Annotated in this window: 10 protein-coding genes and 1 pseudogene; 4 read left to right on the top strand and 7 right to left on the bottom strand. The window is 42.4% G+C overall.

Annotation, left to right across the window (positions count from 1 at the left end; genetic code table 11):
* The 7 genes and pseudogenes from MTBBW1_RS28230 to MTBBW1_RS07285 all read right to left on the bottom strand — a co-directional run.
* Positions 1–399, bottom strand: a pseudogene (locus MTBBW1_RS28230) (helix-turn-helix transcriptional regulator); the annotation flags it as partial.
* Positions 400–574: 175 nt separating this feature from the next.
* Complete coding sequence (locus tag MTBBW1_RS07255; protein WP_080801317.1) at positions 575–3,583, bottom strand: PEP/pyruvate-binding domain-containing protein; 3,009 nt, start codon at positions 3,581–3,583, stop codon at positions 575–577.
* A 537-nt stretch (positions 3,584–4,120) separates the two neighbouring features.
* Positions 4,121–6,229: a carboxypeptidase-like regulatory domain-containing protein gene (locus MTBBW1_RS07265; protein ID WP_080801323.1), complete on the bottom strand. Its 2,109-nt coding sequence runs from the start codon at positions 6,227–6,229 to the stop codon at positions 4,121–4,123.
* A 1-nt stretch (position 6,230) separates the two neighbouring features.
* Positions 6,231–8,810, bottom strand: coding sequence for a hypothetical protein (locus MTBBW1_RS07270; RefSeq protein WP_080801326.1), 2,580 nt, complete (start codon positions 8,808–8,810; stop codon positions 6,231–6,233).
* Between the two features lie 181 nt (positions 8,811–8,991).
* Positions 8,992–9,684: a response regulator gene (locus MTBBW1_RS07275; protein WP_245809294.1), complete on the bottom strand. Its 693-nt coding sequence runs from the start codon at positions 9,682–9,684 to the stop codon at positions 8,992–8,994.
* A gap of 197 nt (positions 9,685–9,881) precedes the next feature.
* The gene (locus MTBBW1_RS07280) at positions 9,882–13,331 is read right to left on the bottom strand and encodes a response regulator (protein WP_080801327.1); all 3,450 of its coding nucleotides are present in this window, start codon (positions 13,329–13,331) and stop codon (positions 9,882–9,884) included.
* Positions 13,332–13,496: 165 nt separating this feature from the next.
* The gene (locus tag MTBBW1_RS07285; RefSeq protein WP_186441138.1) at positions 13,497–14,285 is read right to left on the bottom strand and encodes a substrate-binding periplasmic protein; all 789 of its coding nucleotides are present in this window, start codon (positions 14,283–14,285) and stop codon (positions 13,497–13,499) included.
* A gap of 935 nt (positions 14,286–15,220) precedes the next feature.
* Between MTBBW1_RS07285 and MTBBW1_RS07290 the strand changes: the two genes are divergently transcribed.
* From MTBBW1_RS07290 to MTBBW1_RS07305, 4 genes are all read left to right on the top strand, one after another.
* Positions 15,221–15,811: an RpnC/YadD family protein gene (locus MTBBW1_RS07290; RefSeq protein ID WP_080801332.1), complete on the top strand. Its 591-nt coding sequence runs from the start codon at positions 15,221–15,223 to the stop codon at positions 15,809–15,811.
* Positions 15,812–16,635: 824 nt separating this feature from the next.
* Positions 16,636–17,943, top strand: a complete 1,308-nt coding sequence (locus MTBBW1_RS07295) for a dockerin type I domain-containing protein (RefSeq protein ID WP_186441139.1) — start codon at positions 16,636–16,638, stop codon at positions 17,941–17,943.
* An 869-nt stretch (positions 17,944–18,812) separates the two neighbouring features.
* A complete protein-coding gene (locus MTBBW1_RS07300; RefSeq protein ID WP_139786696.1) occupies positions 18,813–19,649 on the top strand; it encodes a hypothetical protein in 837 nt (278 codons plus the stop codon).
* A 346-nt stretch (positions 19,650–19,995) separates the two neighbouring features.
* Positions 19,996–21,708 (top strand): Lcl C-terminal domain-containing protein, encoded by a 1,713-nt coding sequence (locus MTBBW1_RS07305; protein WP_222424006.1) that lies wholly within the window; start codon positions 19,996–19,998, stop codon positions 21,706–21,708.
* The last annotated feature ends 66 nt before the right edge of the window (positions 21,709–21,774 follow it).

Here is a 21,774-nt window from a genome sequence, read left to right on the forward strand (position 1 = left end):
TGTGGTACGCCCCAACCGTTCGGCAATGGCATTAATAAGAGAGCGCTCTTCTTCGAGAAACGGCCCTTCATGACTGTCCGGCATTTTTTCCAGATAACTGACGGTGAGCACACCGATTACCTGACGATAGACCATAATATCCGCAGATTGCTTCCAGCAGGTTTCCTTGTAATTCTCGGTCTGATAAACGGTGCCGTGGACAATACACCGGGCACAGGTAATGTCAGGGTACTGCCAAGAACGGGGAATTAGGGCGATCACCTGCTGATAGACCTCTTCCAGAGAAATGTGAGCCTGCTCAACAACTTTGGAGATTCCGTAAAGGCAGTTGATCTCCTTTATTCTTTCATTCAACTCATGGGCCTGGCGTATAAATCTGGCTTCAGGGCTGTTGTCCATATGTGGCTATCCTTTAAATCTTTTGAGTGTACCCTTTTTGCATTATTCTCCCCCTCTCCAGCCATGGAGATGTAGTCTGGGGCTGAAGTTTGGCCTACCGAGTGATCAAAAAAGGCTACACTCAAATCTTTTCAATCTTGCTCAAAATACAGGATTTTGGATAAGTGGTAAATAATTATGATGGGGCGGTGATGACACATCTTGATTTTTTCCCATCCATTTTAATGCAGATGGGGGCAGATAGCATTACATGACGTAAATATTGAGTCTCACAGATCAGCTTACATGTTTCTAACCATTTCCAGTCTAAGAAATCCGGATTGTTTTTTCTATATTCAGATCCACATAGTGCCCTCCCAGCCAATTCATTCACTGTAATATAGGGAATACCGAGGGAGGTGATATTATGAAAAAAGTGGGAGCCTTGTGAGGCGTCTGCATTGAGCTGTTCATTTTTCAGTTCGATGATCGCTCCGATACCGGAGATGGTATGCCATTTGACAGGTATGCCCAGCCATGGGTCAGACCCGCCCCAGCGTCCCGGACCAATGAGAAGATAACGGCGATCAGCCTTAACCAGTCCGGCATTGATTCGCCCGATCTCTTCAGCGATGTATGGGGTGGCAGACACGGAAAATGCCTGGGGAGTCACATAGACGATATCGAGGATATTTTTAAATATCCCGTTGCCAAGAGCTGAAGATGAGTAACAGACGGCCGAGTCGATATCTTGCTGACAGATCCGGGTTTCCTGCTGTTTATCGTCTCCCGGCATTGGACGTATTTGCAGGAAGTGGAAGTCACTGGGGCGTTGCGACTCCGGATAGAGATTGATGGCAAACTCCATTTCAACAGGCCCGCCAAATACCCTGCCTCCAAGATCGAGAAGATCCGAGAGCAGTGGCGCAATCGGTGGAGTGTTGTATTTCAGAAGCCGGGAGAATGTCAGAAGTTTCGGACCTGTCGCGCCCCAGGTGTCACGAATTCGATTCTCTTCCGGGATGTAGGTGCTGGAGAGGGCTTGCACCGGATACTCATCCAGGGCTTCGTACAGGTCACGCTTTTCGAGGTTAGAGTGGCGACCGAAATGAAGCGCATCAGAATAATTGTTTGTCTTTAGCGCATAAAATGTGGTCTGGGCATTCATTAAGATATCATCAATCAATGAGAACTGAGGGAGAACTTGCGGGCTGCCAGGGGAAAACCGCAAACTCTTTTCTCCGTCAACAACAGTCTTACCCAAGCCCAATGCAATGTGAGCAATGCCATGCTCCGGTCTCATATCGGCAAAGGGATAGTAATTGACTGATTGGGCAACTCCGGATACGGCAGGATAGAAGTAATCCCCATAGTGCATTCCTGCAATGGCCTGGACAATCACTGCCATTGAATCGCGGAACGGGTGACCGGAGGTGTTCCGGTGAAATGCCTTGGCATCATCGTAATAGGTGGAGGCAAAGACCAACTTGACAGCATTGGCCAGGTGAATGATGCGCATGGAAAGATCCGGATGATTATTGGGAATCTTGTAGGTTTTGTAGAGCCCGGCATACGGTTGAAATTGAGCATCTTCCAACTGACTGGATGAGCGTACTGCCAGAGGAACCTTGACCTGGGATAGAAATGCCTTAAGTTGACGAATCAGCCATGTCGGCAACTCTGAACGGAGAAACACCTCCACAACCTCTTCCACAGGATGTGTCCGGGTTTCGAAGTTTTCCAGGTGATTTTGGCTGATGAATGCCTCAAAAACATCAGTACAGAGAACAAGCGTTTGAGGGATTTTGATAGTAAATTTTGGATGGGATTTGTGAAGTTCTTCTTCCTGCTCCAGAAGTCCGTACATAAACGCCAGGCCTCTGCCCTTGCCTCCCAGGGAGCCTTGGCCGATTTTGACAAATTCTTTTACCTCTGAATCAAAATAGTTTTCGTCAAATGTCGATACCAAGCCTCGATTCTGGAATTTTCTCAGTGCGTGAATATTATTGACAATGAAACTTCTCAGCTCATCAGGAGTGTTAAAATCGCTGCTTTTACACGCTCTAAATTTCAGCGCAAGACCGATTTCGGAACGGGCCATGAGCCATGATGAAAAATGGTCTCGATCGGCATGGTAGGCAAGGGATTCATCCGGAATGGTGGAGAGTTTTGTCTCCAACTGCATCAAGTTGGTGGCAATATCGATGTTACGGCCATTGGGCATACAAAAGACAAAATTACCGAATCCCAGGTGGTTCAGGAAGAACATGCGGGTGGCGTGGCGTAAATTGGGATGATTTTTGTCCAGAAACAGGGCAGGAATCTGACTTGCTTTTTTACCATTCTCATTTTCCGAACTCATGAGAAGAAGGGGAAGCCCCTGGAACTCACTGCGGATATGGCTAAACAGTTTGATTCCCGCTTCTGGGTCGATACTATTATTTTTAGGGAACCGCGTGTCTGAAATCACACACAACAAAAAATTTTTGTAGCGCTCATATAATGCCTGAGCCTCTTCATAATTTTTGGCCAGAAGAAGTTTGGGCCTTGCACGCATGGTGAGAAGCTTCATGGCGTCACTAAGATCTGTTGCAAGAAGAGCTTGGGTTTGGGTGACAATTTCCTTATAAATGATGGGGAGCATATAAGAGTAGTACTCCGGACAATCCTCCACCAGAATGACAACCCTGACATTGGCCAGAGAAGTATCGTTATCGACATTCACATGATCTTCGGCATTTTTGATGAGGGTTATGAGAAGGTCAGAGTTACCAGACCAGATAAAAATTGTATCAATACCGTTGTCGTATAGCGCATCTCGTTTCGATGGAAGAGCTCTGATGCTTGGGGAGAGAAGCATGGCCTTAACATCGGGTTGAATGGCCTTGATATTTCTTCCCAGGGAAAAAATATCCGTCTCCTTGAGATGGGGAACGATCAGCACCATGTCAAACCGTTTTTCACCCAAGAGGGCAAGGGCTTCACTTGCAGATGATGCCCCGGTGATGACCGGTGGATAGCGCAAATTTAACCCACTGTATTCATTGATTATCTTTGATGCAAGGCTACTGCCCTCTTCCATGTTGAACATGTTGTAGGGACTTGAGATCAGTAGTATTTCCTTGACCTCATAGGCCATGATATCACGATAGATGTCGGGGCGAGCATTGAATTTACTGAGAAGCTTTGGTTTTTTTGTGCTCATCGCTTGTTTATCTTCTCATTGCGGCTTCACGATTCCCACTTGAGGCGGCTTGTTTTCAAAAGGCGTTCTACCCGACAACTAAACCTTGACGTAACACTACCGACATTCAAAAAAATGAAAGCCGGTTGTGCTGTCCAAGCGACAGACAAATGTTTGTCTATCTATCATCTGTTTTTTTTCATCGGAAAAATCATCGAAATCATCACAGTTGTATATCCGTTTTCCCATTTCCAGGCTGTTCTTTAGAAAAAAACAATCTGTCCGATGATTACATGTTGAGCATATCCCAAAATTCTTTGCAAGTTGATGCATTCTCACGTTCCTTAAAAATACCATGTCCAAAGGGCAATCACTAAATATTAGGTAATTTCATCCATTCAATCTCAGTGAAATTACCTAATATTTAGAGTTTAAGCAACACGATAATATCACATTAATAATGCGATAATCTATTACGCATTTTTCAATTTGACTAAACGATCATGGGTGTCAGTCCCACCCCATAATGTAAAAAATTAAGGAAAAAGCTAAAGATGTTTATTTTGAGTAAATGGTTTCCCATAAGTAGTATTGATCAATATTTCCAGAAGGTGTCACAAGAAGCAAAAAAATATAGTTACCTTGGGAAAGTTCGGACAGGTCTATGTTTGAGAACAGAGTGTAATCCAGAGGCTCTGATACATCTCTTCGCCAAGGAATCCATTCTCCATCAAAGGGTTTTAAGGTGTTGTCCGAACAAAAAAATAAAATTTCTGAGGTTATCGACTCCGGAGGTATGACAGCAAAGAAAAGATCCACCTTTGCAGTAAAACACTCAAGGGAAATGCGCACATCCATGGCAGTTCCACCTGAGGCAAGTTGACCAAAGCCAAAAGGATTCATTTTAGAGGGCAGTGTTGAGCATATTGGTGAAGAGAGAGGCTCTACTCTAAAGTGCAAAGAGGTGTCAGGAACGGTTATGCATTCGTCTTGTTGATCCATATAAGGCGACAATCGGAGCTTGGACTCTTTAATGAGCATATCAGGAACCTTCCAACCTTTTTGTTCCATTATTTTTTTAAATCCCCTGCGATAATAGAGTTTTGCTGAAATCCAGATATCCTGCTCTAAATCTGCACTGAAGAGATACTCTGTTGTATCAGAGGCAAAAGCTGCGATACGGTTATCAGAGACAAGTTTAGTACTGTTCCAATAGGAACCAGTAGGATATTCTCTGCTCCAGGTATCTTCCAGGACTTTTGCATATGCCCTGCCCGGAAGTCCTGCAAAATCATCTTCATTATCGCCATCCCCGCACCATTCTGGGATTACAGGTCCATTGACAAGCGTAAGAGTGCCGTCTTCATCAAAGGCATTCACAACAAGAATCATGTGACGCATTGGATTACCAGTGGGAATATGATGCCCAGTATTATCATTGGTGAGGGTCACGCTAACTTCCAGACCAGCCTCTTCAATGTTTGCTTCAACATCCATGGTGAGGGCATTTTCCATAAACTCCAAGTCCCCTACCCCGGTCATGCGATGGCTGCGAAGGGTGTTACTATCCCTCGTCAACCCTCCCTTATCCATAACTGCAAAATGGTCAGCACCACGCAGAGGCATATGACACTCCTGACATGTTTGACCACTTTGAGGATCGCTATATGGACTTTCCAACCATTCACCATAAGAATTATACACAAGCGTATCTCCAAAAACAGCATAATGGCAAGGTGCACAGAATGCAGACTCACTCTGCAAAGGTAAATATGTATCTTCACCAGGTGCAACATCTTTCAGAGGGCCTGCAAAAAACTGGTGTCCATCCATTGGACGCATAAATTCGTAGGATAACACTCCAGTCATATTTTCTCCGGGCAACTTTGTTGTTTCATTTAAATCTACACTCCAGATCTTATGACAGAAATCGCAGCTTATCCCTTCCGTATCAACACCGGTCAAATCATCGGGATTAACGCCATAAGGTTCATTTACCGCAGAAAGAGGGGCGTGGCATGTGGCACAATTTCCATCAAGAGCAGGAAAATCAAGTTTAAAACCAGGTCCATAATAGGGTTCATTGGGATCTGGAGGCAGGGGAATCATTCCATAATCACGATCCCAGGCAAATTGACGCAACGGACTTTTATTGCCGTCAAGATCTGTCCCCAGATACATGGAGAGAAAAAGAGGATTTTGTGCAGAACCGGAATGTGCATCCTGAAGCCACTCATCATATGGGAATAAAGAGTTTTTATTACCATAATCTGAATGACAAAGCTGGCAATTATCCTCGCTGTCCGGCTGAGAATGGGCACTGACCCACTGATAATTGATATTGTCGTCAAGGGAATGAGGTTGCAAGGTTATGGTTACGGAATTGTCGCTTCTATCTGCAGTAAAGGGGCCTGAAATAAAAAAGCCACTGGCCCAGGCAGTCAGATTAATCTCTTTTTCCAAGTCTGTTTCCAGTAAAAAATAACCATTGGAATCTGTAATAGTCTCAATGGCCATCGTCTGCACACTCACCACAGCATCGGGTACACCTATGCCCTTATCATCAATAACAATTCCGGAAATGGTTTCACCCTGTACGTTGTTTTGAAAGGTAGGAGATGCCATACAAAGTATCGCCACAATTATAATACGGGCAAGACAATGCAATTTATTCTCCTTTTGCTGACATTATTAAACTACCAAGACGATACACACCGCTCCCACCAGAGGCAGCATATAGAATTGAGCCGTCTGCCGAGAGGGAAAGGTTATTAATAGACCTGTTACGAAGGCCATTGTTGATTTTCAACCAACTCTTTCCCCCATCCAGAGAGTAGAACACTCCACTATGAAAACCTGAAAGATAGAGTAAGCCTTCACGATTTGGGGCAGGCTCAATATCGGTAACCCTTATCTCTGGAGGTAGGCCGATGGAACTGTCTGACCAGGATGCACCGCCATCCAGACTTACTCTTATTCCTCCGGGGTTCATTCCATGGTAAAGTTTCTTGTTATTAAAGGGATCAAGGGCAAGAACAGTAGCTACCTGTGGGGGAAAGCTCATGTCAGGATCTGGGTTAGTAACGTTCACAGATGAGCTGCCCATCAAATTCCATATAGTTCCAGCATCGCTGGAATGGTAAAGTGTACCTGAATATGTTATTGCGTACATTTCCGATTCATCATCGCCATTAATGGCAAGTCCGGAAACCAGCCCATCAGTCAAACCTGTCTTTTGCCATGAGCCTCCTCCGTCGATAGAGACCATTATTCCACGGCCTTTGCAGCCGCCGTCAACAGAACATCCACGCTCACCTATGGTAGCATATATCTTCCGGCCACTGACAGGGGCAAAAAATAGATCCATAACTGATTCTGATCCTTCAGGCTCTCCGTCCTGCCAAAGCCCAGAACCTTCGGTAAAAAAACTTGCACCCTTCCAGTCTTGACCACTATCTTCACTGTATAGAGGGAAATGGCCAGCATCAATAATAAAACCTACGAGATGGGTTGAATCCAAAGGGTTTATAGCTATCTTGGTACCTTCCTGCTCATGGGCATCACCATAGGATAGGCCATTCCATGTAGCCCCACCATCCGTTGTGGTGAAAAAACCACCTCGTGAAGCACTGAAAAGCGTGGCTGGGTTTTGAGGATCAACGGCAATACTGCTGACTAAAGCACCGGAATAACCATCAGAGGCGTTGCTCCAGGTAGTTCCGCCGTCAGCACTAAAAAAATTACCGCCATTGTAGTTGTTAACAAAAACCCTGTTACAATCATTGGGATCGCACTGTATATCAATGGCAGCACCTGCTATAACACCAGGAGGTCCCCAGTTTTTACGTCCCAAAATCTGCCATGTCATACCGTTATCCGTTGATTTCACAAGGCCGGCTTTACCTGCACCATAGACAATCTGATTATTGCACTGACAGATTTCCACCGATGATACTTCAAATTCGGAAAAAACAGAAATCCAGTTTTCACCACCGTCGCTGGTTCTGTATATCTTTGTGGAATCAGCTCCTTCAAACTCCACGTATGATGCTGCTAAAAGCACATCAGGATTAACAGGATCCATGAACAAAGAGCCTAAAAAAAGTCCTCCGTTGGAATCAAAACCATTTTCAACCCCCTGATCCTGCCAACTCTTACCACCATCAGTACTTTTTAAAATGCCAACTCCACCTGGTTTAAAGGAATCGCAATCGCTATTGTAGGCGTGGCGATCAAATATTCCTGTGGAAACATATATGGTTTGATTGTCTCGGGGATCAATCCATATGTAACGGGCAAGATTATCGCCAGACCAGATTTTACTCCAGGTATCACCACCATCTAAACTTTTATAAACTACCCCTTTGGTTCGGTCAAAGCCACAGGTGGTTATGGGCTCCCCATTGTTCCACTCCCAGCTTGACACTTCAGCGGCCATATATACAATATCAGAATCGGACGGATCAACTGTAAAACCTCTCACCGAAAGTTCTCGTTCACTGATTCCGTTGTCACCTTTGTTCATATTAACCCATGTGGCTCCGGCGTCCACACTTTTATAAACACCACTGGTGTACTGTGTACCACTCCATATGGTGTTATAATTATTGGGGTCTATGGTTAAACAGAAACTGGGTATGATATCCACGGACTCCCCAAAGCTGGAGCCAATACCATTGCTGCTGGTTTTCCATGTTTTACCACCATCCAGACTTTTGAAGATTCCTGCATTGGCATCTGTGACATACATGATGTTTGAGTTATCAGGCTGAATCCTAACGTCATAACCAATACCACCAGGAGGGCCACCCAGATATAGCCACTCATCTGCCAAATAGGCAGGATTTCCATCCGTTGTATATGAATTATCCTGATTTGACTTAAGGATAAAGTAATCAACATTGGAATAATCGCTGGCTCCATTCTGGTCATAAGCTCTGATAGCAACGTAAAAAGCAGCATTTTCCCAAAGATTAACCTCAAAAGATGTAATCTCTCCCACATCAATTGAGCCAATGGTCTCAATGCCAGTAAAAGGATATGGCGCATAATCAAGAATATAACCGGTTGCACCGGAAACATTGTTCCATGAGATATTGATACTGTGATCATCTGCTGTAAGCACCATTGTAGGTGCTGTAGCAGGAGTTGCAAACACCGTTATAGGGAAAAACAGCAGGTAGATAGAGAGGGCAATAACCATAAATGATATTAACAGAACTCTTTTTTTCAGAAATTGTTTTGTCATGGTTCAAAGTCTCCTTTCATTTGTCAAAACAGCACTAATGCTTCTTCAAGTTTGAATTGTCGGATGATTTTACAGGCAATGCAAAGCTAAGAGGCTTTTTCTACCCGACAATCAAACCTTGATTTTTATTTTACCGTGAAAATGACTGTCATTTTTATATTTGGGGGTGATTGATACGTAATCAATCATGCCTGTTTACCGTGGAAATAGATACATTATTTTCATGATCGGGGGTGGCCAGACCCCGGCCATGACGGTTTACCTTCTTTTTTTTATACCAATCTTCATCACCATACAATTGTTCAATACAATTAGGGCACAATGAGTGAGTAAAAGAGGCATCGGATCGTTTTTCGATATAGGCTTCCAACAGATTCCAATACCCTTTATCATCCCTGATTTTTTTACATGAAGAGCATATGGGAAGAAGCCCGTTAAGGGTTTTGATCTTTTTCAGAGCCTCCTGCAATGCTTTCACGGTCTGGCTCAAGTTGACATGGGTTCTTACCCTGGCTTTGACGGTGAGGGGGTTAAATGGTTTCGTGATATAATCAACAGCTCCTATTTCAAATGCTTTTGCATCATCCATGGCCTCGGATACAGCAGTTATGAAGATGACGGGAATCTCTTTTGTAGCAGGGTTATTTTTAAGGTTTCTGCACACCTCATACCCATCCATCCCCGGCATGACAATATCAAGCAGAACAAGATCCGGAAGCGCTATTCCTGATAATTTTTTAAGGGCTGTTTCACCATCTTTAACAGGGATAACCCTGTAATCGTTTTTTAAAAGTTCAATCAGAATGTGTAGATTTGCCGGAACATCTTCTACAATCATTATGGTCGGTTTTTTTTGTTCTTTTTCTTTATTCAAATGTCTCTCCAAAACAGATTAGGAACAGAATCTAAATAACTTGCCCATTCACCTCACCCCCCCTGCACCATCTTCATGAATGGAGAGGTGAAGTAATGGAAAAGGGTGAGTTAGGGTAAGTTAATTCGATCCCGTTCCTTATCATATCCAAAATAATGAGAAAGCGTAACAAGGCGTCAGCTTTATCATCGGGCTCATTAACTATTGGCTTCTTTTAATTTTTCATAAAACGTTTCTATATACTCAAGGGCGGAGTCCTCTTCAAAGTCTGTCACCAGTTGATAGAGCCTTTTCGCTGTGTCATTAAGTGGTGATCCTTTGAGCATGTCAAAAAGCTCCCTGGAGCGATCCATTGCAGTTGTGTAGTCTATGGGTAAATTGTATTTAATATCACTCAGAACCTCTTCAATCTCTTCAACCTTAAATGAAACAGCGTTGTCAGGTGTTTCAGCACCTTCCCTGTTGAGAAGTTTCTTAAAAGCTTTAAGAGTTGTCAAAGTGGCGGTTAATTCCTCGACATAGGTCTCCCAGATTGGATCCGCCAGGGTGATACTTTTGTTGTGAGCCGCCGCTTCCAGGTCTGCGGCAGCTTTATGAAGGCGGTTTGCACCCAGGTTTCCGGCCATACCTTTCATGGTATGCGCTTTTTCCATGACAATGTCATACAGGCCGGATTCAATGTCAGATTGCATCTCTTCTCCAAGGTCACGGTTTTCTGTGTGGAATAAGGCCAGCAATTCACTATATCTGGTTTCATTTCCAGCCAATCGTGCAAGGCCTCCTTTTAAGTCAAACCCCTCAAGAACGTCAGGTAAAAGGGATTCTTCTGCCCTGGATTTTTGTTTTACCTGGATAGTTTTGTGATCGTTATGATCTTGAGTCTCTTTTGGTTCTTTAGAAATTTGGGTTCTCTGTTCACCAGTTCCTTCTCCCAAAAAAGGAGTATTGTCTTGTAACAGAACATCGTTTTCCTTTGGTGGTATCCATTTGACAAGAGTTTTAAAAAGAGTTCCAGGATCTATGGGTTTAGCAACAAAGTCATCCATTCCAACCTTAAAACAGTTGTCCCTCTCCTGTTCCATGGCATGGGCAGTCATGGCAATAATGGGAATTCCTGAACGGGGATGGGGAAGTTCCCTGATTTTTTTTGTGGCCGTATAGCCGTCCATAACAGACATCTGCACATCCATAAGAATGGCGTCAAACAGATTGTTTTCATCCTGTGATGTGATGAGGGCAACTGCCTCCTTACCATTATCTGCCGTGGTTACCCTGAACTGTTCGTATTCCAGAAGTTCCAGTGCGATCTGCTGGTTGATTAGGTTATCTTCCACAAGCAGAATTCGTGCGCCCCGTATGGTGGCCAAGCCGTTTTCATAGGGAGTGGATAAGGTTTGATCCCCAACGCCTTCATTTTTTATGAACTCTTCCTTCATCATCACAGACACAATTGTACTATATAGCACTTTCGGAGTTACAGGTTTCACAAGAAAGGCATCACTTCCTGCCGTGCTGGCCTTCTTTTTGAGTTCATCAATGCCATAGGCTGTCACCATCAAAATGGAAGGTACCGAGGATAGAAGGGGGTTGGATTTGATCATTCGGGTTGCTTCGATTCCGTCTATTTCGGGCATTTTCCAATCCATCAATACCAGTTGAAACGGCTTCTCTGCCCGAAATGCCGTTTCAATCTCTTCAATGGCTTCTTTGGCAGAAGCGACCTGGGTAACTTTGAAGGACAATATTTCAAGGGTTTCAGCAAGAATCTGGCGGGCGGCACTGTTATCATCCACCACAAGTACCCGCATTCCTGTGAGTTCCGGAGGAATGGCAGGCACGATTTTTACATTATGGTGAACACCAAAGGGAAGAGAAAATTGAAATGTACTTCCTTTACCCTCTTCACTTTGAACACTAATGCTACCGCCCATCATCTCAATGAGATTTTTGCTGATATTCAATCCAAGGCCGGTTCCCCCATATTTTCTGGTTATGGAACTGTCCGCCTGGGTAAAGGATTGAAAGAGGTTGCCCATTTGCTCCTGGGTCATTCCGATTCCAGTATCTATGATGGAGAAGTCTATTCGCTGTTTTGACAAATCTTCCGGCTGCTCCAGACTCTTGTTCACCTTGAGGATAACCTGACCTTTTTCAGTGAACTTGATTGAATTGCTGACAAGGTTGATCAGAACCTGATTCAGACGGTGGGGATCGCCTATCAGACCAGGATGAACATCATCGGAGATATCAAACAGCAAATCCAGCCCTTTCTCTTCGGCTTTAAGAGAAATGATTCCAGAAAGATTGTCCAGAAATTCCTCCAAATTGAACTCAATGGACTCCACATCCAGTTTGCCGGATTCAATTTTGGAAAAATCCAGAATATCATTGATGATTTTCAGGAGAATGTGGGCAGAAGAGTCGATTTTTGAAATATAATCCCGCTGTTTTTCTGAGAGGTCGGTTCTCAAAGCCAATCCGGCAAGCCCGATCACGGCATTCATTGGGGTTCGGATTTCATGGCTCATATTGGCGACAAAGGTACTTTTTGCTTCACTTGCAGCCAGAGCAGCTTCACGTTCCCTTTCCGCTTTTTCCCGGTTCTTACGTTCGGTGATATCTTCCAGTGAGCCTTCAAATAAAGGGCTATTATTATCATTGCCCTTAATTTTTCTTATGGTCAGAAAGCCCCAGAATGGGTGTCCGTTTTTTTTGATACCTTTAATTTCACGTCTCACTGTGGTGCCGAATTGTTCCATATCGTCAAAAAAAGCATTTTTTTCATCTGCATCGGGAAAAAGATATGAGGTAACGATATCTCCACTTTGTTTAAAATCGTCATAGGATTCAAAACCGAGAATTTTCACCATGGCGAGATTGATACTTATGACTTCTCCACTCTCTAAAAGTTGAAACAATCCCTGAACAGCATTTTCAAAAATACCTCTGTATTTCACTTCCGCTTTCAGCAATTTGGCATTGGAGGCTTTTAATGAGGCCATCTGCTCATTAATCTTCTCTCCCATGGATTGCAGTACAGAGAGAAAACCTTTAAATTCAACGAAGAGCTGATCTGGATTTTTCTGATCATAGTGTCCTTCTGCATAGTTGTCCGTAATGGTCTTCAAGGTATCCAGCGGTCTTTTCAGAAACCATTGGAGCATGAGCCTTGTCAGAAAGATCAGGGTGAAAAGAGTTATGCCAACGGTTATAATTCCGTTGATGAGCATCTGTTGCTGGGCAAGATTTAAAAAGTGATCTGTCAGGGATATCTCAACACTTCCAACATACCCGGACTCATAGAAGAGTTTGATAGTCTCTTTTGTGGCAGACGGGATGCTTGCCGTTACATCGTGATTGAAGATTATCGAATCAAATGCATCATATACGATAAGTTTGACAATAACATCGTTATTTGTGTATGCCCTTGCTGTGGTCTCAATATTTTCCACACTCAGATTCCACAGGGGATAGCTCAAAGTGTTGCCGATGACATCACCATATTGGCGGCTCTGTTCAGCCAGTTGCGCCTGCCCCTTTTTCATCTGCATGGAATAGATAATAAAAAGAGAGAGGCTGCTCACAACTACAATAACAAGCGTCAAGCCGATGGAAAGATTTCTTGAAACTGAAGGTTCTTTAAACATGTTTTTACCCTGATTATCCCAAATATCCTGATTCAGACAGTATTGACAAGGCTCATGAGGTTATATATGTCGATTTTGAGAAGACAATATATATTTGAGAAGACAATATATATTTGAGAAGAAGATATATAATGGTAGATGTGGGAACTTACGACTCTTGAGATTCTAATCAATATATTTATCTACAAGTTTGGTATATTCTTCAGACTGTTTGATATCATAAATTGAATCCCATATTTTTTTTGCGGTTGTAGGATTTTCTTTCACAAACTTGTGGGACAGCATCAGGTAATAGGGTTTCTCTTTAACAGGCGGGATGAGTTTTTGAATCTCCCCATATTTCGATGATTGACGATTCAGATAAGCATCAAAAACAGTTTCAAGGCAGATGAATCCTTCAAGTCTCTTTTGAAGAAGCAGATCAGGAGTGTTTCTATGGATGGGAACCTCCTTTATTGGAAGCTCTTTTTGTTTAAGATCCTCAACAATGGACCAACCAATTGGTACACCGATTTTTCCTTCAAGAACCTTGATTTCGCCCTGAGTGTAACTAATACGAGCAGATGGCAATGCATACAGATAGTAGGCGTTGTCTCGGGTTTTACGGGTTAGATCCACCTCCTCCCCTTTCATGGGATAAACCCCGATCTTCATGCGGTCCTGCTTGAAACTTGCCGGAAACAACCCTTCAACCTGATTGTGCTCCAGTTGCTTCAGGCACATATTCCAGGGAGCACGCTTAAACGTCACATCAAGCCCCAGTTTTTCTGCAACCATCTGGTACAATTCAATTTCAATTCCAGGTTTGTTCTCATCAAATGTAGTGCCACCCCCGATAATAAAGTGTCCACCAGGGGTATTATCCGTAATCCAGGTGATGGATTCTCCCCAACCTGAATCTACATAAGTAAAAACAACAATTACAATAACCATAAAATTTATACATCTTTTCATATTGAATCCTTTCATGGCATTGCCATGGTTTTTTCGTCACAAACCAAACAACCCAGCCGATTATCCATTGCAGCTACTTAATCATTGCAGCTACTTAACCATTGCAGCTACTTAATCATTGCAGCTACTTAACCATTGCAGCCACTTAACCATGGAGATCTCTATTTGACACTGAATGGAAATACAGGGAGTGATTTCAACTCTTGGCATCTGCTCACAACGCAGCCATACATATTATATCATACTCAGCATGGGCAAGATGGACGAGGACTATTAGTCTTGATATATAAGATGAATTTCATTTCAGGTCAACCGATTGCGTGTTTTTCCCATTATTTTTAACCATCCTGATTGCAACACTGTTGACAGTCTATTGTGTTGACAAATCACTACTGCATTGTCAAAGCTAAAAAAACAGGGTTCGGTTAATTGTAGAGACAAGGCATGCCTTGTCTCTACGTTGCAGATAACACTAAAATTAAGTGTTGACAGTACACTACATGGGAATTTTGATAAGAAAATACCTTGTCAGCCATAACGGAACACCCCTTGCTCTCTATCAATAACGCCCATGAAATACCACAATAAAGTGATACACTCAAAGTCAACACCTATGATCTTGTAAGCCTTGTCAATACTGCCTGAATCAGGATTCCCAAGATTAACAAAGATAAGGCAGGATTATCTATCCTGAGCATCCTATCCATCCTGGTTATCCTGGTTCAGACAACTGCAATAACTTCTGAACAAGCAATAAGATGTCGATTTTGAGGATACATCAGATGTTAAACCCGTTAAAATCCCATTGTCTGCACAGATAGGGAGCCATGCACAATTCATTCAAACATTCAAGGAAGAAAAACCATGCCAGATAATCCTTCAATAGTCTCTTTTTTTCCCTTGCAAAATTCCCACTCTCTGATTAAATTATATACATGAAATCTGAAACAGATAAAACAGACTGGCACAGGCTCTGGGGTTTGATGGTAGCACCCCTTTTTGAGAGGCTTGGCTGCGAAGTAACCGTTGAATTTGACCTCTCATTATTCCTTGAGTGCATTTCACAAAACAGAATTTATGATTTCAACATACTTACACCTGTTCGTTTCATAGTCACAAATGATTTTGACCATCCTGTCCTTGGACTGTTTTCCAATAAAACAGAGCAGATAGAAAAAAGCACTCAAAGGCTTAAACAGGATGACTGGCTCCTTAAAAAGATCAGTTCATACTTAAATGCACTTTATAACCACTATTCATTAGAGGGGGTTCATATGCCATACACACATGAGATGTTTATTAAAGAGCATTTTCCTGCTGATTTATATGAACAATTTATGTTGGGAAAAGAAAAAGGACTACAAAAAGGACTACAAGAAGGCCGGCAAGAAGGCGAGCTGATCGGCAACATAACAGCACTGCAAAAAGTCCTGAAATGCCAGATAGCGACCAAAGAAGAGCTGAGAGCAAAAAGCATTGAAGAGCTACAGGCTATAGTTGGTGAGCTTGAAAAGCAGATTAATTAAGGCAACAGGGCATCCTTCATATCAACTCAAAAACAGTTTACACTTTTCGGAAAATTTTGAACCATGATTAAACAGGCATGATTGATTACATATCAATCACCCCAAAATATAAAAATGATAGTCATTTCCACGGTAAAGGATTTAAGGATTAACATTGATGAAAAATCAGGATAATCCCTTAATCATGAAAATAATGATTAAGGAAAAGTGTAACCCAATGAATAAAAGATACCGTTATATTGGCAGATAATCCCTCCCCCCGTTCATCCCCATTCAGACTGTTCTGCACAATTTCCCCCCCAAAAGCTTTAACAGCCCTTTTTGTCAAAGAGTCAGTCAACTTTATTTACACTTTCATCAACTTCATTCCCGCCGCATAAAAACTTTAAATCATTCATAATAGAATACACAATCAAAATTAAGCGTAAAACTGATTTACTTTTATTAATATTTTGACTCCAGACTTAAACTCTCATTTCCCCTGAAAATAGAGGTTCCATGGGAATTTTGATGAGAAATTACCTGGTCAGACATGACGGAACAATCCTTGCTCTCTATCAATAACGCCCCTGAAATAGCACAATAAAGTGATGGATCAGAGATTGCTTTAACAACCCTGGAGATCTCCCAGGAACACAGGCGCCCCGCCCGCATTGGGATACGGGCAGCCTTGCACAATCCATTAAACAATTCGGTGGTGCCCCAAATATGTTGATGAGCTATTCACAAACCTTGATTCAGCAGGGCTTTCACAAAAAGATATCAACACTTTTATGACACTACCAACAATTCAAGGAGGAAAAACCATGACAGGAAGGATTCAAATGAAAACAGCCCTGGCAATTATAATATCATTTGCATTAATAACCGCAATCACAGCATCTGCAATTTCAGATGAGTATGAAGTGACAATCATTGATCCCCCACAGGGGTATGAAATGAGCAGCGCCTTTGGTCTCAATACTCTTGGTCAGGTGGTTGGGGCAATGATTGATTCTAATGGCAACTACTACGCATTTGCATGGGATAACGGCACTATCACGATCCTTGACTCCATCGACCCAGCCAGCGCCTTTTATGACAGCGGAAGCTGGAGAATAACCGATGACGGAAAGATAACCGGATACTCTTCCAACAATGAAGGAAATCCCCATGCTGTTATCTGGGATATAGCAACAGGCACCCCTATTGATCTTCACACCGGCAATGTTGAAGGCAATATCAGCACAACAATCGGCATCAACAGCAACGGGCAGGTAGTGGGAGCAGCAGAGATTCCTGTGCCATTTGTGGAGTCTGTTTTCCACGCCTTTATATATGATAATACAAACGGTTTTCAGGATCTGGGCACAATGAACACTTCGGGCTATATTGAAGGTGGTTACAGTGCTGCGGTTTCTGTTAATTCTTCCGGAGAAGTTGTAGGTGTTGCCCAGAATAACAGTTGGAATTTTCGGCCGTTCATATATACCAGCAGCGAAGGTATGATACCCCTTTCCATAGATCCTGCCCTGTCTTCTGGAGAGTGGGGAGCAACCATAATAAATGATAACGGTTTGATAGGAGGTGTAGCTCTTTTTGCAGATATTGACTCCCTTTCCTACCCCTGGATCGGCACAGAAGCATTTCCTTATATCTGGAACGATTCAGCTTCTTCTCCTGTAGCCATTACCATGCCTGCATTGTTTCCCAATGGAGTTCTTTGCGCTGTAAACAACTCAGGCAGTATGGTGGGAAGCATGTGGAATGCAAATGAAGAGGAACCGCTGTTCCATGCCTTTATTTATGACTCATCAAACGGCCTCAGAGATCTTAATGATCTCGTCACGACAGATTCTGATGTGGTACTTCAATTTGCAGGTGATATAAACGAAAAAGGAGAAATTGCAGGATATGCTCTTCAGAACGGCATCATGCGTGCATTTCTGCTGACAGTTTCCAATCCCGAACTTGAGGGAGATGCAAATATGGATGGTGTGGTAAATATTCTTGATATTGCAGCATGCATAAATCACATCACCGGCATGGTTGATCTATCAGAAAAGGGAATCCAGAACGCTGACATGAACCGCGACAGCACCGTGGATATACTTGACGTTATCGCAGCGATTAACCTTATCCTTGGCATGTAGATTCTTGCTTCAGCTTCTATCAGCCATTTCTTGTTGGGGCAATCCCCTGTGGTTGCCCTGCGGGGTCAACTATAGCTTTGCAGAAAAAGATTTTATTTTTTTGTCAAAAAAATAATCTTGATAACAGATAGTTAGACTTTCCCATTATCAATTTAATTATCTGGAATACTATATCCTCAAAGTCGACACCTATGATCTTGTAAGCCTTGTCAACACTGTCTGAATCAGGATTCCCAAGATTAACAAGATAAGGCAGGATTATCTATCCTGAGCATCCTATCTATCCTGAGCATCCTATCTATCCTGAGCATCCTATCTATCCTGAGCATCCTGGTTATCCTGGTTCAGACAACTGCAATAACTTCTGAAAAAGCAATAAGATGTCGATTTTGAGTATATCGACAATTTCATATAGACAAAATCTTGTCGATGTGGCTCTGATAACCACCTATTCCTACCAACAAATCAGATTCTATCCCTTCGGACTTATTTTTCAATCAGCTTCAATGTAAAAAAAAATAATGCCTTCCATTTTTATTATTATTTTAGTACTTTAATTTCTGTTAAAATATAGAAACACAAAAAAGGGGAAATAATTACAACCATAATCACACCCCAAACCAAAATTAACAGGATTAAACAGGCAAAATATTGCCTCATACGATAATCAATTGAAAACACAGAACTTTTATCACAACAAATCAGGGATAAATGCAGGCATTTGATTTTTTCCCATCTACCCCCTCGTACCGCTTAAACACTTTCCCCGCTTAACAGACAGGTATATCTATATGCCGTCTCTTTTTATAATATTGCGGGTTGTCCGCATTATTTTTTATACAACCACAATACTTAAGGAGAAAGACAAAATGAAAAAAGCAACAATTTATTTTACTACAATTTTAATCTCATCATTTCTTATGCTTCCCTTAATCCAGGCTGAAACCCTTATTTTTTCAGATGATTTCACAAGTAATTTGTCAAATTGGTCAACGGGCACAAAAGAATCTTTAAATGACGCACCTGAAATATATGTTGAAGATGGGCGTCTCACCTGGCCACAGGGATATGATTACATTGAGACAAATGAATCTTTTACCCCTCCAATACGTGTTGAAGTGGATCTTGAAAGGACACAGGGCAGTGTGGGGTGCAAGGACTTTTCAGTTGAATTTACAGGTACAGATGGTATTGCCGGCGTGTTGCGACTACAATACGGCGCAACTACCAAAGATACAATAAACCTTGGTTCACCCATCTCAATAACTCAGGGTGGCAGCTCGGGATTGGGAGTTTGCGTTAATGATACCACTGGATACACGGCGGAAATGGAGACAGTATCCCCACACCAGGGCACTGTTGCAATGACATATATGGATAATAAGGTAAAATTTTCTTTTACAAATTATGTCGGTGAGACCATTGAAACCCCTTGGAAAAATTTTGAAGAGCCTGGCTCTAAAAAGATAAGAATCTGGGCAACTGCCGCCTTTAGATATGTTGATAACGTGAGGATTTATTCACTTTCAGACGCTTCCCAGGGGAGTGAAAATTGTGCATCTGTCAATCTGACCGACATGAATATTGATATGCCTTGTATTATGATTGATGGTGTAAAATATCAGGCGAAATTCAACTTTGATCCCTCAATTCAGGGAGGGTTATATTGGAAGCTTGATCCTTCATCCCTAAAGCTTGCCCAGTAAGCTTTTACTGACTTTGGGAAGATATGAAGAATGCCAAAAACTCTTTACAAAAAACAAACAATAAAGAGAATTGTGTGGAAAAATAGAGGATTAGCCATACCCCCTTGAACGAACACCTCCTGTGAGATAATATTAAACTTAGGAATCGGTTTTGAAAAACCTGCCAATTTACCTCACCCACCAGCCCCCTCTCCATTGCTGGAGAGGGGGAGAAAGGGAAAGTTATTTTGGACTCATTCCTTAAACGGCATTCAGGATTTAGTTTTAATGGATTAATTTACTTGTCATCTTTAAGAAGCTAATCCGCAAAACAAATTAAAATCCACATTATCTACAGGAGGGTAACATGTCCATTCATATTTTTTTCACAAAGCTTACGATATCTCTCTTTGTCTTCAGCATATTTTTTCATACCAACACAAATCTTGCTCATGGCAACCAAGCCGATCTCTTACCCCTTTACAGAAACTTTTCAGAGAATACAGTCTATCTAATACTTAATTCAGGAACAAGAGATGCAACAGCCCCAAGCGATGAAAATACAATTATTTTCGGAACACAGGGGCAAAATACCATCACTGTGGAAAGCGGTGCCGAAGTCACTCTGATTCATTTTCCAGGCAATAATACTATCGAAATCATGGCTTCATCCACCATCTTTTCAGTTTACCGACATGGTGCCATTGTCCACCTTGAAGGAAGCGATGGAACCACTGTTAACATTCCTGCAACTACTCAGGATCAGGAAATTACATTTACCAACAGACCCCTTACCCTTTCAATCCAGTCCGGCAATGTCATGCTTGGCAGTCAGATTATAACAACAACATCTGCGTCAATTGATGAGCAAGAAGAAAACAACGAACATGAAGAAGCTAAATATCCAATAGTAGATACAGGTCAGACAACCTTCTACGATGACAACAACCAAATCCCTGTACCACTACAGGGAGATGCCTTTTATGGACAAGATGCACAGTTTAACAGCAATCAGCCAAACTACAGCGTAGGAAGTGACGGGCAAACAGTAAAAGATAATGTCACAGGACTTACATGGACACAAACATATGACATAAATGGTGATGGTGAAATTGATTCCGATGACAAACTTACCTTTTCAGAATTCCAGGAATACCCTGACACACTGAATGCCCAAAATTTCGGTGGATATGATGACTGGCGTATCCCAACAATAAAGGAGCTTTACTCACTTATAAATTTTTCCGGAACAGATCCTAACCCCATGGCTCAAGAGACCGGCAATCTGACTCCTTTCATTGATACAGACTATTTTGGCTTTTCATACGGAGACACAAGTTCGGGGGATCGAATCATTGATTCCCAGGCATGGTCAGGAACCTCATACGTTGATTATGTTTTTGGAAATCAACTGGCTGCATTTGGAGTCAATTTTGCGGACGGTCGCATCAAGGGCTACCCTTCATCCGACATAATGCAAAAGACAAACTATGCTTACTTTGTGCGCGGCAATCCAGATTATGGAATCAACATATTCACAAATAACAACGATGGTACCATAACCGATGAGGCAACAGGACTTATGTGGGCTCAGGACGACAGCAAAACAGGTATGAACTGGGAAGAAACCTTTGCCTGGGTTCAGGAAAAAAACGAAGAATATTACCTGGGTTACAACGATTGGAGACTTCCCAACGCCAAGGAGATGCAAAGCATAATTAATTACGAAAAATCACCTGCCACAACCGGCACTGCTGCCATTGATCCGGTATTTAACATCACCAAAATCACCAATGAAAATGGGGAAGATGACTATCCCTGGTTCTGGACAGGCACAACCCATGCAAAAGCTTCCGGAGATGGCAACCATGCCGCCTATATCTGTTTTGGCCGTGCTCTGGGATATGTAGGAAACAGTTGGCTGGATGTTCATGGCGCTGGTGCCCAGCGCAGCGATCAAAAGGGAGGCAGCTTTTCAATGTACACATACATCACAGATGGATACTATTTTCAAAACAGCCCCCAGGGAGATGCGGTTCGTATCTACAACTATGCACGTCTGGTAAGAGATGCTGATTAATAAGAAAAAAACGTATTTGAATTTCACTGCCTGTCAAAATCATACAAGCTTGACTTGATTCTTTAC

It is taken from the genome of Desulfamplus magnetovallimortis, from assembly GCF_900170035.1.
GTDB classification, from domain to species: domain Bacteria; phylum Desulfobacterota; class Desulfobacteria; order Desulfobacterales; family Desulfobacteraceae; genus Desulfamplus; species Desulfamplus magnetovallimortis.

Bases quoted from the DNA above. Each gene is read 5' to 3' on its own strand.
- MTBBW1_RS07255 (WP_080801317.1), bottom strand. From the start codon at position 3,583: ATGAGCACAAAAAAACCAAAGCTTCTCAGTAAATTCAATGCTCGCCCC.
- MTBBW1_RS07270 (WP_080801326.1), bottom strand. From the start codon at position 8,810: ATGACAAAACAATTTCTGAAAAAAAGAGTTCTGTTAATATCATTTATG.
- MTBBW1_RS07280 (WP_080801327.1), bottom strand. From the start codon at position 13,331: ATGTTTAAAGAACCTTCAGTTTCAAGAAATCTTTCCATCGGCTTGACG.
- MTBBW1_RS07285 (WP_186441138.1), bottom strand. From the start codon at position 14,285: ATGAAAAGATGTATAAATTTTATGGTTATTGTAATTGTTGTTTTTACT.
- MTBBW1_RS07290 (WP_080801332.1), top strand. From the start codon at position 15,221: ATGAAATCTGAAACAGATAAAACAGACTGGCACAGGCTCTGGGGTTTG.
- MTBBW1_RS07295 (WP_186441139.1), top strand. From the start codon at position 16,636: ATGAAAACAGCCCTGGCAATTATAATATCATTTGCATTAATAACCGCA.
- MTBBW1_RS07300 (WP_139786696.1), top strand. From the start codon at position 18,813: ATGAAAAAAGCAACAATTTATTTTACTACAATTTTAATCTCATCATTT.
- MTBBW1_RS07305 (WP_222424006.1), top strand. From the start codon at position 19,996: ATGTCCATTCATATTTTTTTCACAAAGCTTACGATATCTCTCTTTGTC.